The following is a 16052-nucleotide window of genomic DNA, read 5'->3' as shown; positions in this document are numbered from 1 at the left end:
AAAGTGCGGTGAGTTGATTGTTTAAACTTTTGCTGATTGAAGATGATGAATCGCTGTTTCATGAAATCAAGGATCGTTTAACGGGATGGTCCTATGATGTATACGGCATTCAGGATTTCAGTCAGGTGCTGCAGGAATTTGCGGCAGTTAATCCTGATTGTGTCATTATTGATGTACAGCTGCCTAAATTTGACGGCTTTCATTGGTGCCGGCTGATCCGCTCCCGGTCAAATGTTCCGATTCTCTTTTTATCCTCCAGAGATCATCCTGCTGATATGGTGATGTCCATGCAGCTCGGGGCAGATGACTTTATCCAAAAGCCATTTCATTTTGATGTGCTGATTGCGAAAATCCAAGCGATGTTCCGGCGTGTGCACCATTATAATACGGAGCCGAGTACGATTAAAACGTGGTGCGGCGCTGCTGTAGACGCGGAGCAGAACCTCGTCAGCAATGACAAAGGATCTGTTGAACTGACCAAAAATGAGATGTTCATTCTTAAACAACTAATAGAGCAAAAAAACAAGATCGTCAGCCGGGAAGAGCTGATCAGAAGCTTGTGGAACGATGAGCGTTTTGTTAGTGATAATACGCTGACCGTCAATGTCAATCGCCTGCGAAAAAAACTGGAGGTCCTGCAGCTAGGTGCATATATCGAGACAAAGGTGGGCCAGGGCTACATCGCGAAGGAAGAGGACAAGTTCTATGATTAAAGCATTCCTTATCGAAAGGCGGAGCTGGATTGCCGCGTTTTTGTTTCAGCAGGCTTTGATGCTGTTCATTGCTTTTGTCGATCCTTCCATATCATTTGGGAATGTACTTTATATGGTGTATTTGTGCATCTTGTTTTTTATCATATTCCTTTGGTTCCGCTATCGGAAAGAAACAGCGTTTTATAAAAGCTTGAAAACATGGGAGAACAATCTCGATGTGACAGCCATAAATGAACCGGAAACGCCGTTTGAAGCAATGGTTGAAAGAAGCATTGCCGGGCAAACAGAACACTTGAAGCAGACCGCAGCACGGCATCGCTTAGCATTGGAAAATGAAAAAGATGAGCTGATGGCATGGATCCATGAGGTCAAAACTCCATTAACAGCGATGCATTTAATCATTGATAGAATGGAAGAAAAAGCACTGAAATCCCAGCTGTCATATGAATGGCTGCGAATTCACCTGCTTCTTGATCAGCAGCTTCATCAAAAACGGATATCATTTATTGAAAACGATCTGTCTGTAGAATTCATTCAGCTTCAGCCTTTGATCTTTAAAGAAATCAAAGATTTACAATCGTGGTGTATCCAAAAAGGGATCGGTTTTGACATACAGCTCGATGCCAAAGAAGTGCTGAGCGATGCAAAATGGCTGGCGTTTATCATCAGGCAGCTGCTGACAAACGCGGTGAAATACAGCGAAGCCTCTGAAATCGAGATCAAAAGCTTTCAAAAAGGGGAACAGACGCAGCTCCAAGTGAAAGACTGTGGCAGGGGCATTGATCCAAAAGATGTACCGCGTATTTTTGATAAAGGGTTTACATCCACAACGGATCACCATGATCAAGCGTCAACTGGCATGGGGCTGTACTTGGCAAAAAAAGCAGCGGCGCCGTTATTGATCCTTATTGATGTTGAGTCGGAGTTCGGTGCGGGGACAGTTTTTACATTAACCTTTCCAAGACGGAATCAATTTGAACATGTCATAAGCATGTGACGAAAATGTCACATGCTTTTCTTTTTTGTTCGCCGTATCGAAGGAAAAGCCCGGCATTCCTTTTTATAATGAGATTATCCAATATAAAGGAGACTGCGTAAATGGTGATTTTAGAAGCGAATAAAATTCGAAAAAGTTATGGAAACAAGCTGAATAAACAGGAAGTGCTGAAGGGCATCGATATTCACATTGAAAAGGGCGAATTCGTCAGTATTATGGGTGCTTCCGGGTCGGGAAAAACCACTTTGCTCAACGTTCTGTCCTCAATCGATCAGGTCAGTCACGGAACCATTCACATTAATGGAAATGACATGACGGCTATGAAGGAAAAGCAGCTGGCTGAATTTAGAAAACAGCATTTAGGCTTTATCTTTCAGGATTACAATTTGTTAGACACATTGACAGTGAAAGAGAATATCCTTCTGCCTTTATCGATCACGAAACTATCAAAAAAGGAAGCCAATCGCAAGTTTGAGGAAGTTGCAAAGGAACTGGGAATATATGAATTGCGGGATAAGTACCCGAATGAAATTTCCGGCGGCCAGAAGCAGAGAACATCCGCCGGAAGAGCGTTTATTCATGACCCGAGCATTATTTTCGCTGATGAACCGACCGGCGCGCTTGATTCGAAATCGGCCTCTGATCTATTAAATAAGCTGAGCCAGCTCAATCAAAAACGAAACGCCACGATTATTATGGTTACCCATGATCCCGTCGCTGCCAGCTACTGCGGCAGAGTCATTTTTATTAAGGACGGGCAAATGTATACACAGCTGAATAAAGGGGGCCAGGACAGGCAGACGTTTTTCCAGGATATTATGAAAACGCAAGGCGTGTTAGGCGGGGTGCAGCATGAACATTAATCAGCTCATCCTGCGAAATTTGAAAAAGAATCTTCGTAATTACTATCTGTATGTGTTTGCGCTCATCTTTAGCGTGGCGCTTTATTTCGCCTTTGTCACGCTGCAGTATGACCCAGCAATTAACGAAGTGAAGGCTTCGATCAAGGGAGCTGCGGCTATTAAAACCGCTTCGATTTTGCTTGTGGCTGTGGTCGCGATCTTCATTTTATATGCCAATACGATTTTTATTAAGAGACGGAGTAAAGAAATCGGGCTGTTTCAATTAATTGGAATGACGAAGCATAAAATTTTTCGCATCTTAAGTGCAGAAAATGTCATGCTGTATTTCGGTTCATTAGCGATCGGGGTAGCGGCCGGGTTTTCGATATCGAAGCTGGTCTTGATGATTCTGTTCAAAATTGTCGATGTCAAAGCGGATGCGAAACTGCATTTTTCTGAGCAGGCCTTGGTCCAAACGGTCATTGTGTTCTGCGGCATTTACCTTTTGATCATGATCATGAATTATACGTTTATCAAAAAACAGAGTATTTTATCTTTGTTTAAAGTAACGTCCTCCACTGAAGACAAAGTAAAGAAAATATCATTTTTCCAAATGATAATCGGCGCTTTAGGCATCGTGTTGATTTTGACAGGATACTATGTGTCTTCTGAGCTGTTTGGCGGAAAATTTAAGACCATTAATGAACTGTTTGGTGCGATGAGCTTCATTCTGGGGAGCGTCATTATCGGGACGTTTTTGTTTTATAAAGGATCAGTTACGTTTATCTCGAATATCATTCGAAAAAGCAAGGGCGGCTACTTAAATATTTCTGAGGTCCTGTCACTGTCATCGATCATGTTCAGAATGAAATCGAACGCCTTGCTGCTGACGATTATTACAACCGTTTCAGCGCTCGCCATCGGGCTGTTATCTCTTGCTTACATCTCGTATTACTCGTCAGAAAAGACCGCTGAACAAAATGTAGCGGCTGATTTTTCATTCATGAATGAGAAAGATGCCAAGTTATTTGAAAACAGATTGAGGGAAAGCAACATCTCGTTTGTAAAAAAGGCAACACCTGTCCTGCAAGCAAATGTTGACATTGCAAATATCATGGATGGAAATCCGAAAGAGATGCAGGGCGATCCCAGCAATATGCAGCTTGCTGTTGTTAGCGACAAAGATGTAAAAGGAGTCGATGTGGCGGCTGGAGAAGCCGTTTTCTCAGGATACACCGACTTGCTGCAAAAAATAATGGTTTTCAAGGACTCTGGTGTTATTAAAATAAAAAGCAAACATGAGACGCAGCCATTAAAATATAAAGGATTAAGAGAAGAGTTTCTTGTATCCTACACGTTTACAAGCGGGGGCATGCCCGCTGTCATTGTGGATGACAGCCTGTTTCAACAGCTGAACAAGGATAAGGACCCCCGCATTCAGCTGGCGCAATCTACATTTATCGGCGTCAATGTGAAACATGACGATCAAATGGAAAAAGCAAATGAGCTTTTTCAACAGGTGAACAAGAAAAACGAGCATTTATCAAGACTGGATACAAGCGCTGCGCAAAAATCACTGTTTGGTATGGTGATGTTCATCGTCGGCTTCTTAGGGTTAACGTTCCTGATTACATCAGGTTGTATCCTTTATTTTAAACAAATGGGTGAAAGTGAAGATGAAAAACCGAGCTATACGATTTTAAGAAAACTCGGTTTTACGCAGGGCGACCTGATAAAGGGAATACGCATCAAACAAATGTACAACTTCGGCATTCCGCTCGTTGTCGGCCTCTTCCACAGTTACTTTGCCGTCCAATCCGGCTGGTTCTTATTCGGATCAGAGGTATGGGCGCCTATGATTATGGTGATGGTGTTATATACTGCGCTCTACTCCATTTTTGGTTTTCTGTCAGTTCTTTATTATAAGAAGGTCATTAAATCGTCGTTGTGAAACAGAAAAAGCTCCAGACATTCTGGAGCTTTTTGTTTATCGTTTTGGCGCCCTATAACCGGCGGCTTCAGCTTCTTCAACTGAGCAAAACATTTCAGCCGGATCGGTTGTCCGGTCATAGTATGTACTGCCTGGCGTGTGGTAGATGCCGTTTTTGCTTCCTTTGATATTACAGCCTTCTGCTTTGTCAGCTGTTTTGGTTTCATCACTTTTACTCGTATTGTTTGAAGAACTTCCAGTGTCTTCATGAGAACTGGCGGTTTGGCTTTCCGTCTCTTTTAATTGATTTTCAAGCTTTGTTTTATCTTGTCGGAGTGTTTCATTTTCAGCCTTTGCCGTTTTTGCATCTTCTTTGAGCTGCTTTTGATTTTCTTGAAGCTCTTTAATCTCAGCTTTTAATGATTTCTGAGTCTTTTTTAGATCGCTATTTTCGTTTTTAAGCTTCTCAAGCTTGTCTTGATCTTCTTTGTTGTCTTTTAATTTCTTTGCTTCAGAGCTGACAGATTTATATTCTTTCTCAAGTTCTTCATGCTCTTTTGTGAGGTTTTTGTATTCGGCGTTTAGCGCTGAATATTTTTTCTCGGCATTTGCTGCGGAAGTGTCAGGTTCTGCCAATGCTGCCCCGGTAAAGAGCAGCACAAGGCCTCCAATGAAAAGCGGCCAAAAAAGTCTCTTGGAGAAACGTTTTTCCTTTTTCAGTACATATCTGACAAAGTGATATAATCCATAGCCCAGTGCAATGAGACATGCCAGAAAACCTAAGAATGCTAATACCATTTCCATAATATGACCCCTTTTTCTATTTATTTTACATTTTTCAAACAATATTTGTTAGATTTTTTCACGCTCATCAGTTGAAAAATGTGAGAGAGACAGATAGAATGAATGTGCTATGATAACTGGATTCGTACGGAGCCGTTTTAGGTTTCGTTTTTTTCATGAGCTTTTTTAGGTAAGAAAGGGGGATAAGTATGCCGCGTGCTCTTAAAATTTTAGTCATTGGAATGTTTATCAATGTGACGGGTGCTTCTTTTTTATGGCCGCTGAATACGATTTATATCCATAATCATTTAGGAAAGTCGTTAACAGTAGCCGGACTTGTCCTGATGCTGAATTCCGGCGCCAGTGTGGCTGGTAATTTATGCGGAGGTTTTTTGTTTGATAAAATCGGCGGTTTTAAATCGATTATGCTTGGGATAGCCATTACGTTAGCAAGCCTGATGGGTCTTGTCTTTTTTCATGATTGGCCAGCCTATATTGTGCTGCTGACGATTGTGGGCTTTGGCTCCGGTGTAGTTTTTCCGGCCAGCTACGCAATGGCGGGATCGGTATGGCCTGAAGGGGGAAGGAAGGCATTTAATGCGATATATGTCGCGCAAAACGCGGGTGTGGCCGTCGGTTCAGCACTTGGCGGTGTCGTGGCATCTTTCTCGTTTTCATATGTATTTTTGGCAAATGCCGTATTGTATCTGATCTTTTTCTTTGTTGTATATTTCGGATTTCGAAATATTCAGACGGGCGATGCATCCCAAACATCCGTGCTTGATTATGATGCTGTGAACAGCAAAGCAAAATTTGCCGCATTGATCATTTTAAGCGGAGGCTATGTACTCGGATGGCTGGCTTATTCTCAATGGTCCACCACAATTGCTTCGTACACACAAAGCATTGGAATATCTCTTTCCTTATACAGCGTGCTCTGGACGGTTAACGGAATTCTAATTGTGCTCGGCCAGCCGCTCGTCAGTTTTGTGGTGAAAAAATGGGCCGAGTCGCTAAAAGCGCAAATGGTCATCGGCTTTATCATTTTTATTGTGTCTTTCAGCATGCTGCTGACTGCAAAGCAATTTCCGATGTTTCTCGCTGCGATGGTGATCCTGACGATCGGAGAAATGCTTGTTTGGCCTGCTGTGCCGACAATTGCCAATCAGCTCGCCCCTAAAGGGAAAGAAGGCTTTTATCAAGGCTTTGTCAACAGTGCGGCGACAGGCGGCAGAATGATTGGTCCCCTGTTCGGAGGAGTGCTTGTCGATCATTACGGCATTAAGGCCCTTGTTTTATCTCTGTTGGTATTGCTGCTGATCAGTATTGCCACAACGCTTCTATATGACAAACGGATAAAATCAGCTAAAGAAACAAATAAGCAGGCATCAATCTCTTCATAATAAAAGATCCCGCCGAATGAGCGGGATCTTTCAGCGTGTCGACAAACCCTCGCATTCGTTGTCAGGCCTGCGCTTCGGTGCTCACGAATTAGAACATTCGCTCCGCTCCTATGCTCGTCCTTCCTAGACTTCAAGGGTTTTCAATCACGCTGAAAAGATGACAAAATCTTAAAATGAAAACCATTTTAGGATTTTGTCAACAATCTGAAAGATCCCGCCGGATAAGCGGGATCTTTTTACATAATCGGAAGCACTTTAACGGCATCCTTTACATTTGAAAATGTTTTCAGCGACGAAAAATTGGCATCCAATTTATTCATTTTCATGGCCAATTCAGGCTTAATGCCGGTAATGATTAACTCAGTTCCAGTCAATTTCAGCAAATGGCTCAGCTTGAAAATTTGGTCGGCCGTTTGTTCGTTCACTTGGGCCAATCCGGATAAATCAATGATCAAATAATCATCTTTGGATGTTGATAAGATATTCGTCAATGTGCAAACGATGGAATTAAATCGCTCCTCTGTCAGGTTTCCGACTAGCGGAAGAGCTGAAATGCCATTGCGAATCGGGACAATAGGAGTTGAAAGTGCAGTAATTTCCGTGAGGGAATCCTCGAGAAGCTTTTCATACTCTTTTTGCTTGGTGATGTCTTTCTGAATTCCGACAAAATACGTTTTATCCTCTATTTCCATTGGATCAATATTTAATTCATTCCAGAACATCGTTCCGTCTTTTTTGTAGTTTTGAATCTGAACGGTGACCGGTTCTTTATTTTGTAAAGCGGTTCTGATGTTGTCCACTTCTGCAGGATCTGTGTGTTTCCCCTGTAAGAAGCGGCAGTTCTTTCCTAAAATTTCCTCGGTTTCGTAGCCGGTCATTTGAACAAAGCCTTGATTTACGTAGACAATAGGATTATCTTCAAGTGCGGGATCTGTAATTACCACACCGACTCGCACGTGATCAAGCGCTTTTTTGATGACTTCCAGCTGTCCTGGTATCCCAAATGATTGAAAACTAGCCATATAAATCCCCCTTAGGCCGTCAGCTTGCTATGCGAAAGCCTGATATTCCCCTTTTTTAAAATGAATTCTACAGTAACCGTAGCACAACACATGTTCTGATTCAAGCAAGTGCAGTTTGTTGTTTGTCATTAGGGCTTGTCCTCGTATACACTAAAAATAAGAACAGAATATGAACATATGAACGGAAAGGTTTTCTACATGCTAAATAGGTGACTAGGTAAATGTCACTGGGTGAAAAATGAATCCAATGCATCAAGCTTACCGATCATGTGTTCACATATAATGGAAGAAACAAGCTTTTTACAGATTTGCCGGTATGTAGATATCGAAAATCATCGGAATCGTTTAAGGGGGCTGGATGGCCTGAAGTCGCTTTACGAAATAAGGGCTTTAGGAAGGTGATGATGAAGATGCTGCATCAGGTACTTATTGCTTGTGTAATTGGAGGAATCATGGGGATTCTCGGTCATGTGAAAAAGAGAGGCAGACTGGAGAAGCCCAGAATGACGAAGCGGTTTATCTACCTTGGATTTTTGGAAGATTGGTTTATCGGAATGACAGCTTCCATTTTACTTGTATTATCCGCTGACCCCGATTCAGGAATTCAACTTGTCATCTTATCCATTATCTCAGGCTACGGCGGTGAAGCTGTTCTCAGAAGTTTTGACTTTGTGAGAGAACTGAACAGCGGCGGCGAACCGGCCGAGTCCAAACGTCAAACCAAAACTCCACCCGAATAATTGTCCTCAATCTTCGCCCGTTCAGGGTACATTCCCATTGTATACAAACCTGCTTGCACTTATGAACAGAATTCTATAAAATACAGTTAGATTACGGTTGCGATAAGAACAATGAAGAGGAGCAGTAAGAAACAGATATTGTTGCAGAGAGTTGACGGCTGGTGAAAGTCAATCAAGTTTGTTTCCGAACTCACCTCAGAGTTGCAGCGGTGAAAAGCCGCTGACGCATAACTGCGTTAAAAGTATCAAGTGAGTGCGGCGTATGCCGCGCTAACGAGGGTGGTACCGCGGGAAAACGAAAGTCTCTCGTCCCTTTTTGGGATGAGGGAGTTTTTTTTAGTTTGGGAATATTCTGAATATAATCCTCTCCTTCCCGTCAATACTTGAACCATACACGCCGTATTCAATCAGAAGGAGGTTTTTACTTTGAGTTTTCAGCACAAAGAGATAGAAAAGAAATGGCAAACATATTGGCTTGAAAACAAAACATTTGCCACTCTTGATAATAATGAAAAACAAAAATTTTACGCGCTGGACATGTTTCCTTATCCGTCTGGAGCTGGGTTGCACGTCGGCCATCCTGAAGGATACACAGCTACGGATATTCTGTCCCGCATGAAGCGCATGCAGGGCTATGATGTCCTTCATCCAATGGGCTGGGACGCATTCGGCCTGCCAGCTGAACAATACGCCCTTGACACAGGGAACGATCCTGCTGTGTTTACGAAGCAGAATATTGATAACTTCCGCCGCCAAATTCAAGCGCTTGGCTTCTCATATGACTGGGATCGCGAAATCAATACGACTGACCCTGAATACTATAAATGGACGCAATGGATTTTCTTAAAGCTATACGAAAAAGGCCTTGCTTACGTTGACGAAGTGCCTGTAAACTGGTGCCCTGCGCTCGGTACTGTTCTTGCCAACGAAGAAGTCATTGACGGCAAGAGCGAACGCGGCGGCCATCCGGTAGAGAGACGCCCAATGAAGCAGTGGATGCTGAAAATCACCGCTTATGCGGACAGGCTCCTTGAGGATTTGGAAGAGCTTGATTGGCCGGAAAGCATTAAAGATATGCAGCGCAACTGGATCGGCCGTTCGGAAGGCGCTCACGTTCATTTTGCTATAGATGGACATGATGATTCCTTTACGGTGTTTACAACAAGACCAGATACGCTGTTTGGCGCTACATACACTGTCCTTGCCCCGGAACACGTATTGGTGGAAAACATCACAACGGCTGAGCAAAAAGAAGCTGTTGAAGCTTATATCAAAGAAATTCAATCAAAGAGTGACCTTGAACGCACAGATCTTGCGAAAACAAAGACAGGCGTATTCACAGGAGCGTATGCGATCAATCCTGTAAACGGAGAAAAACTGCCGATTTGGATTGCGGATTATGTTCTTGCATCATACGGAACAGGTGCTGTCATGGCAGTTCCAGGCCACGACGAGCGTGATTTTGAATTCGCCAAAACATTTGGCCTTCCGGTGAAGGAAGTCGTAAAAGGCGGGAACGTTGAGGAAGCAGCTTATACTGGCGACGGCGAGCACGTGAACTCTGATTTCCTGAACGGCCTTCACAAACAGGAAGCGATTGAGAAAGTGATCGCTTGGCTGGAAGAAACGAAAAACGGTGAGAAGAAAGTGACGTACCGTCTTCGTGACTGGCTCTTCAGCCGCCAGCGTTATTGGGGCGAGCCGATTCCGGTCATTCATTGGGAAGACGGAACGTCAACAGCTGTCCCTGAAGAGGAGCTGCCGCTGATTTTGCCGAAAACGGATGAAATCAAACCGAGCGGAACGGGCGAATCACCGCTTGCGAACATTAAAGAGTGGGTGGAAGTCACAGACCCTGAGACAGGGAAAAAAGGAAGAAGAGAAACGAATACAATGCCGCAATGGGCGGGAAGCTGCTGGTATTTCTTGCGCTATATTGATCCGCACAATCCGGATCAGCTGGCATCACCAGAAAAATTGGAAAAATGGCTTCCGGTCGATATGTATATCGGCGGTGCAGAACATGCCGTGCTTCACCTTCTGTATGCGCGCTTCTGGCATAAGTTCCTTTATGATATCGGCGTAGTGCCGACGAAAGAACCGTTCCAAAAGCTGTACAACCAAGGAATGATTCTCGGCGAAAATAACGAAAAAATGAGTAAATCTAAAGGGAACGTTGTCAACCCTGACGAAATCGTGTCCTCTCACGGTGCTGATACGCTGAGATTGTACGAAATGTTCATGGGACCTCTTGATGCTTCAATCGCCTGGTCTGAATCAGGATTAGACGGTGCGCGTCGTTTCCTTGACCGTGTATGGCGCCTATTTGTTGAAGAAAACGGTGAGCTTAGTGGCAAAATCGTTGAAGGCGCTGGTGAAACATTGGAGCGCGTCTATCATGAAACGGTTATGAAAGTCACAGACCATTATGAAGGCCTTCGTTTCAACACAGGTATTTCCCAGCTGATGGTCTTTATTAATGAAGCTTATAAAGCAACAGAACTGCCGAAAGAATATATGGAAGGCTTCGTGAAGCTTCTTTCTCCTATCGCGCCACACTTAGCGGAAGAGCTTTGGGAGAAGCTTGGCCATTCCGGCACAATTGCCTACGAAGCTTGGCCTGTATATGATGAAACAAAACTTGTGGATGATGAAGTTGAAATCGTTATTCAGCTAAACGGAAAAGTAAAAGCGAAATTACAGGTTCCTGCCGATGCAACGAAAGAACAGCTGGAACAGCTTGCTCAAGCAGATGAAAAGGTCAAAGAGCAGCTTGAAGGCAAAACGATTCGGAAAATCATCGCGGTGCCTGGCAAGCTTGTCAATATTGTGGCAAACTAAGCCTAGAAAAAATCCCCTTTGCCAAAAGGGGATTTTTTTCATCAGTCTCAGAATAGCAATCGTTCAGCTGACTTTGATATACTGAACATGATCACTGTGAATAGGAGTGTTTTCTTTGGAAATAAAAGAAATCAGCACAGCCGCTTTGAAAGAAAAAATTGAGGCGGACGAAGAATTATATTTAATTGATGTCAGAGAAGATGAAGAGGTAGCGGAAGGCATGATCCCGCAAGCCGTTCATATTCGCATGGGGGATATTCCTGAAAAAATGGAAAGCCTTGATAAAGACAAAGAGTACGTATTTATCTGCCGCTCAGGAATGCGCAGCATGAACGTCTGCAAGTACCTGGATGAGCAAGGCTTTAAAACAGTCAATGTTGAAGGCGGCATGATGGCATGGGAAGGCGAAACAAAACCAAAAAACTAGGGGAGAGCGGTCCCCTAGTTTTTATTTGTATTCCGGAAGCCAATCGCCGTGTGCTGCAAATAAATCGTCACACATGGAGATGATGTCCTTCATGGAAAGCTCCGCACTTGTATGCGGATCAAGCATTGCAGCTTGGTAAACCGCTTCTTTTTTCCGTGTGACAGCCGCTTCGATTGTCATCAGCTGTGTATTAATATTCGTGCGGTTTAAGGCGGCAAGCTGCTCAGGCAGTTCTCCGGCGAAGCACGGTGTAATTTTTTTTCTGTCGGCGACGCATGTCACTTCCACAACCGCTTTTGAAGGAAGGTTGGTGATCAGCCCTGTATTCAAGACGTTTCCTCCGAAGGTGAATGGTTCGTTTGTTTCCATTGCTTCTATAATTCTTGAACCATATTCCTTTGAGCGTTCGTGCGTAAGGTTTTTATTGTTGACGATGTCATCCCGCATTTTCTCCCAATTTTCAATCTGCTTGACGCACCTTCTCGGATATTCGTCGAGCGGGATTTGCAGCTCGCTGATCAATTCAGGGTAATTCCGTTTAATAAAGTATGGGTGATACTCTGCGTTATGTTCGGACGATTCCGTGACATAATAGCCGAACTTATCCATTAATTCAAACCGCACCATATCATGATGCTTTGTTTTTTGTTTTTCTTTCGCTCTCCTTTTGATTTCTGGATATAAATCTGTGCCGTCTTTTTTGACTTCCAAAAGCCAAGCCATATGATTGATTCCTGCGATGCGTTCCTCAATTCCGTCATGCTCCATTCCGAGAGCTTTAAATAAATCCTTCGTGCACACTTGAACACTGTGGCAGAGCCCGATTGTTTTGATATTGGTATAGCGGAGCATGGCGCCTGTAAGAGTGGCCATTGGATTTGTATAGTTTAAGAACCATGCGTCAGGGCACATTTCCTCCATATCTTTTGCGATATCAAATAAGACCGGGATTGTTCTGAGAGATCTGAATATCCCGCCGATGCCGACTGTATCGGCGATCGTCTGGCGCAGCCCATACCGTTTAGGAATCTCGAAATCGATGACTGTGCTCGGTTTGTATCCTCCAACCTGAATCGCATTGATGACATAGCCTGCGTTTTGCAAGGCGAGTTTTCTGTCATCATAGCTGTTGATGGCCACACTTGGGTTATAACGGTCTCTTAGATTTTCGAGCATGAGCTGGGATTCCTGCAGGCGTTTGGGATCAATGTCGTAAAGAGCGAACTCAAATCCATTCAGTGCCTCTGTTAACAGGCAGTCTCCCAAAACATTTTTGGCGAAAATCGTGCTCCCTGCACCGATAAATGTAATCTTTTTCATATTGCTTCCTCCTTTAATGTTAACCCTTTACCGCTCCGGAAGACAGGCCGGCAATAAAGTATTTTTGCAGCGCCAAAAACAGAACAACCATCGGCAGCATTGCCATAAGTGCCGCTGCGGCAACTAAATGAAGGTTGTTTGCGTTTTCTCCGAAAAAACCTGCCATGGCTACTGTTAATGTCTGAACCTTTTGATCTTGTAAAAAGAAAATGGCAAATTGATAGTCGTTCCAAATAAAGACACAAGAAATAATACAGATGGTCGCAGTGATCGGCTTCAGCAGAGGAAACACAATCGTAAAAAAGATTTTCAGCATGCCTGCGCCGTCAATTCTTGCGGCTTCTTCAAGCTCTTTTGGAATGGTCGATCGGATAAAGCCTGAATATAAGAATACGGTTAAAGGCATGTAAGCCGCTGTATTGATGAAAATGGCGATTGCGTGTGTATTGACCATTCCGGCGTCCACGACCATTCGGTACAAAGGAACCATGGACGTTAACGGAGGGATGATCATAATGGAAATCAGCAAGGCAAAAACGGCTTTATTCAGTTTCGTTTCCCGCCGGGCAAGCGGGTAGGCGGCAAGTGAGCCGAATATAATTAATAACAAGGCAGAAAAACCTGTGATGATCATGGTGTTTATAAAAGAGTTTCCTAGCGAAGCGCGCTCCCACGCCTCTGAAAAATTATGAAAGGAGATGTCGGCTGGAAATATCCATTTCGAACTGTAGTCTCCTTTTGCTTTCAATGAAGTGGTCAGCAGGATATAAAAAGGAATAAAATGCGCACAGGCCACAATGGCTGCAAGAAGCGTAATGATCCGCATGCTTTTTGTACGGGCGGCTCTCATGACATTTCCGTCTCCTTTCTTTTAAAGTACGCAAGCGCGCAAAAGCTGATGATCAAAATGACAAATGCCATAAATATGCCTTGCGTTGCGGCATAGCCGGCATCCTGCCGTTTGAAATACAAATCATACATAAATGTGGACATGGATTGTGACGCATTTCCGGGGCCGCCAGCGGTGAGTGCAATGATGACGTCAAACAGCTTTAAGCCTCCGATAATGTTGATGACCATATTAATGGTAATGGAGGGCATTAACAGCGGCAGCGTGATGGTAAAAAACTGCTGGCCTTGTTTCGCGCCATCCATTTGCGCCGCTTCATAGTAGTCTTTCGGAATGCTTTGCAGACCGGCTAAGTAGACAACCATAGCGATCCCGACATATTGATAGGTGTTAATCATGACAATGATCCATGGATTGAGCGAGGGACTGGCGAGCGCATTAATAGGGCTGATGCCGAAGACCCCGAGCAAATCGTTGAGCGCGCCTCCGTCATAGGAGAAGAAAAAGTACCAAATGTAGCCCATAATGAGCGGGCTGATCATCACCGGCAAATACACAATTGTTCTTGTTACCGCTTTCGTTTTAATGCTTTGATTTAAGAGCAGAGCGTACAGAAGCCCGACCACATTTTGAAAAAAGGTGCTCCCAAGCCCGTAAAGCAGAGTGTTTTTTAAGATATGCCAAGTGTCAGGATCAGAAAACAGCCTTTCATATTGCGCGAATCCAACCCATTGGTAAACTTGTGAAAAGCCGTTCCAGTTTGTAAAGGTAATCAATGTGCCTTTCACAAACGGATAAATCATAAAGACCAGAACGGAGAGCAAAGCAGGAATGTACATCCACCAAAGTGAGGACTGCTTTTTTGGCTTAACCTGTTTCACATGAACGTCCCTTGCGATCTCACTCATTGTTTTCAGCTCCCTGTGTTTCCGATTGCTCCCTGAGTCGTTTATATTCTCTTCCCAGTTTCTGCGAAATTTCTTGAGGCGCCATAATGTCAGCCGCCAGCTCCTGCCCAACCGTGCCCAAGACATCCCACATTCCGTTTGGCAAGTATAAACGGTCGAAGTAAGGCTCGACTTTGACATCTTGATAATGCTCATAATCGTTTGCGTAGAAAATATTAGCTTTCACATTGGTCAGCCCTGAAGGAAGCGATGTGGCTTCAGCCATTTGTTTGGCATTGGCCGGGCGGGCCATAAATGCGATAAATTCTTTTGCCTCTTTTAATTGAGGCGAATCTTTCCATGCTGCAAGGGTGTAGCGTTCACCGCCGATCCATATCGGGTTATCACCGGGATGTATGGCGGGTGTCGGGATAATGCCGACCTTGACGTTCGGATTGATCTGGGCAACGTCTTGGCCGAGGGTGCCGCCTTGCATTGTAAAGGCGATTTTGTTTTGGGCCATTAATTCAATGAGCTGTGATTTTTTTGCCGTGACGGCGTCGATGTTAATCAATTTTTCTTTCTGCATTTGTTTGAGGATTTCTGATAAATAAGTGAATTTACTCCATTGAAAAGTGCCGTTGATGAGCTGTTTTTTTTCATTATGGGCAGGGTCTGTGATGAGAAGAGGTGTAGCGAATTGGTCGTAATATTGTGCAAATGAGCTTTTGTCATAGCCGGCAAACCAGAAGGGAACAATGCTTCCCTTGCTTTTTTCTTTAATCGTTCTCAGTGCTTTGATAAAGTCATCCATGGTTTCCGGCGGAGCAATGCCGTAACGGTCTAAAATATTGCGGTTATACGCCAGACCGTCTTTTGCCTGATTGATCGGATAGGCATACACCTTTCCGCTTTTATTTTTGAGGATGCTGTTTAAATTGGGATCAAGATCTTGAGTCCATTCCATATCCCGGAGATCCGCTGTATATTCACCGTACCTGATTTTCCCCCAGCCATGTGTATCGAATAGATCTGGCAAATCATTGGCCGCCATTCTGACACGCATCATATTTTCATAGTCATTGCCTGGGAAATGAAGGCTGACATGAATGTCACTGTGTTCCTTTTCGAATGCTGCCGCTAGTTTTCTGAACGTATCTCTTTCACTGTCGGTTGACATTGTAGAATAAATGGTTAACGTCTTTTTTGCGGTATCTGCTGAGCTTTTCTCTGCTGAACACCCGGGCAGAACAAGCAGAATAAGAGAGAGAAATAAAACAAAAGTGTGTTTCATCTT

General features: G+C 43.8%; 14 protein-coding genes and 1 other annotated feature. Of the genes, 8 read left to right on the top strand and 6 right to left on the bottom strand.

The features are described 5' to 3' along the window. Positions 1-17: 17 nt before the first annotated feature. The 4 genes from bceR to bceB all read left to right on the top strand — a co-directional run bounded on the left by bceR (position 18) and on the right by bceB (position 4503). Complete coding sequence (gene bceR / locus QF06_RS13390) at positions 18-713, top strand: two-component response regulator BceR (RefSeq protein WP_041851120.1); 696 nt, start codon at positions 18-20, stop codon at positions 711-713. Next, complete coding sequence (gene bceS, locus QF06_RS13385; RefSeq protein WP_041851119.1) at positions 706-1710, top strand: two-component sensor histidine kinase BceS; 1005 nt, start codon at positions 706-708, stop codon at positions 1708-1710. Before bceR ends, bceS begins: the two co-directional genes overlap by 8 nt. 101 nt (positions 1711-1811) lie before the next feature. After that, positions 1812-2573 (top strand): bacitracin ABC transporter ATP-binding protein BceA, encoded by a 762-nt coding sequence (gene bceA / locus QF06_RS13380; RefSeq protein WP_003229137.1) that lies wholly within the window; start codon positions 1812-1814, stop codon positions 2571-2573. Further along, entirely contained in the window at positions 2563-4503 is a 1941-nt protein-coding gene (bceB, locus tag QF06_RS13375; protein WP_041851118.1) for a bacitracin ABC transporter permease BceB, read from the top strand. Before bceA ends, bceB begins: the two co-directional genes overlap by 11 nt. A 36-nt stretch (positions 4504-4539) precedes the next feature. On the opposite strand, the gene QF06_RS13370 is transcribed toward bceB, so the two are convergent. Continuing rightward, positions 4540-5286: an LMBR1 domain-containing protein gene (locus QF06_RS13370; RefSeq protein WP_014477720.1), complete on the bottom strand. Its 747-nt coding sequence runs from the start codon at positions 5284-5286 to the stop codon at positions 4540-4542. Positions 5287-5474: 188 nt separating this feature from the next. Here QF06_RS13370 and QF06_RS13365 point away from each other — a divergent pair, with 188 nt between their 5' ends. After that, positions 5475-6668, top strand: coding sequence for an MDR family MFS transporter (locus QF06_RS13365; protein ID WP_041851117.1), 1194 nt, complete (start codon positions 5475-5477; stop codon positions 6666-6668). 236 nt (positions 6669-6904) lie between these two features. Here the strand turns inward: QF06_RS13365 and QF06_RS13360 are convergent, their stop codons facing one another. Continuing rightward, a complete protein-coding gene (locus tag QF06_RS13360) occupies positions 6905-7690 on the bottom strand; it encodes a YtvA family blue-light photoreceptor (RefSeq protein WP_014477717.1) in 786 nt (261 codons plus the stop codon). Between the two features lie 404 nt (positions 7691-8094). Between QF06_RS13360 and QF06_RS13355 the strand changes: the two genes are divergently transcribed. From QF06_RS13355 to QF06_RS13345, 3 genes are all read left to right on the top strand, one after another. Next, the gene (locus QF06_RS13355) at positions 8095-8430 is read left to right on the top strand and encodes a DUF4257 domain-containing protein (protein ID WP_003246114.1); all 336 of its coding nucleotides are present in this window, start codon (positions 8095-8097) and stop codon (positions 8428-8430) included. A gap of 102 nt (positions 8431-8532) precedes the next feature. Next, positions 8533-8747, top strand: a binding site (T-box leader). A 109-nt stretch (positions 8748-8856) separates the two neighbouring features. Continuing rightward, a complete protein-coding gene (gene leuS, locus QF06_RS13350) occupies positions 8857-11271 on the top strand; it encodes a leucine--tRNA ligase (RefSeq protein ID WP_041851116.1) in 2415 nt (804 codons plus the stop codon). Between the two features lie 115 nt (positions 11272-11386). Continuing rightward, positions 11387-11698: a rhodanese-like domain-containing protein gene (locus QF06_RS13345; protein ID WP_041851115.1), complete on the top strand. Its 312-nt coding sequence runs from the start codon at positions 11387-11389 to the stop codon at positions 11696-11698. 21 nt (positions 11699-11719) lie between these two features. Here the strand turns inward: QF06_RS13345 and melA are convergent, their stop codons facing one another. The 4 genes from melA to QF06_RS13325 are packed head-to-tail and all read right to left on the bottom strand — an operon-like array spanning position 11720 to position 16049. Then, a complete protein-coding gene (melA, locus tag QF06_RS13340) occupies positions 11720-13018 on the bottom strand; it encodes an alpha-galactosidase MelA (RefSeq protein ID WP_003246000.1) in 1299 nt (432 codons plus the stop codon). A 19-nt stretch (positions 13019-13037) separates the two neighbouring features. Next, positions 13038-13868, bottom strand: coding sequence for a carbohydrate ABC transporter permease (locus tag QF06_RS13335; RefSeq protein ID WP_014480612.1), 831 nt, complete (start codon positions 13866-13868; stop codon positions 13038-13040). Next, positions 13865-14776 carry a carbohydrate ABC transporter permease gene (locus QF06_RS13330; protein WP_015251409.1) on the bottom strand — a complete coding sequence of 304 codons (912 nt, stop codon included), beginning with the start codon at positions 14774-14776 and terminating at the stop codon, positions 13865-13867. The genes QF06_RS13335 and QF06_RS13330 overlap by 4 nt, the downstream gene beginning before the upstream one ends. Continuing rightward, positions 14769-16049, bottom strand: a complete 1281-nt coding sequence (locus QF06_RS13325) for an ABC transporter substrate-binding protein (protein ID WP_041851114.1) — start codon at positions 16047-16049, stop codon at positions 14769-14771. Before QF06_RS13325 ends, QF06_RS13330 begins: the two co-directional genes overlap by 8 nt. Between the last annotated feature and the right edge of the window lie 3 nt (positions 16050-16052).

The organism is Bacillus sp. YP1 (assembly GCF_000877815.1).
GTDB classification, from domain to species: domain Bacteria; phylum Bacillota; class Bacilli; order Bacillales; family Bacillaceae; genus Bacillus; species Bacillus subtilis.
Note: the sequence above shows the minus strand (reverse complement) of the source record. Positions and strands in the feature narration are given on the sequence as shown.

Excerpts from the sequence above, each read along its gene's own strand:
- bceS (WP_041851119.1), top strand. The coding sequence starts at position 706 with ATGATTAAAGCATTCCTTATCGAAAGGCGGAGCTGGATTGCCGCGTTT.
- bceA (WP_003229137.1), top strand. The coding sequence starts at position 1,812 with ATGGTGATTTTAGAAGCGAATAAAATTCGAAAAAGTTATGGAAACAAG.
- bceB (WP_041851118.1), top strand. The coding sequence starts at position 2,563 with ATGAACATTAATCAGCTCATCCTGCGAAATTTGAAAAAGAATCTTCGT.
- QF06_RS13370 (WP_014477720.1), bottom strand. The coding sequence starts at position 5,286 with ATGGAAATGGTATTAGCATTCTTAGGTTTTCTGGCATGTCTCATTGCA.
- QF06_RS13365 (WP_041851117.1), top strand. The coding sequence starts at position 5,475 with ATGCCGCGTGCTCTTAAAATTTTAGTCATTGGAATGTTTATCAATGTG.
- QF06_RS13360 (WP_014477717.1), bottom strand. The coding sequence starts at position 7,690 with ATGGCTAGTTTTCAATCATTTGGGATACCAGGACAGCTGGAAGTCATC.
- QF06_RS13355 (WP_003246114.1), top strand. The coding sequence starts at position 8,095 with ATGAAGATGCTGCATCAGGTACTTATTGCTTGTGTAATTGGAGGAATC.
- melA (WP_003246000.1), bottom strand. The coding sequence starts at position 13,018 with ATGAAAAAGATTACATTTATCGGTGCAGGGAGCACGATTTTCGCCAAA.
- QF06_RS13335 (WP_014480612.1), bottom strand. The coding sequence starts at position 13,868 with ATGAGAGCCGCCCGTACAAAAAGCATGCGGATCATTACGCTTCTTGCA.
- QF06_RS13330 (WP_015251409.1), bottom strand. The coding sequence starts at position 14,776 with ATGAGTGAGATCGCAAGGGACGTTCATGTGAAACAGGTTAAGCCAAAA.
- QF06_RS13325 (WP_041851114.1), bottom strand. The coding sequence starts at position 16,049 with ATGAAACACACTTTTGTTTTATTTCTCTCTCTTATTCTGCTTGTTCTG.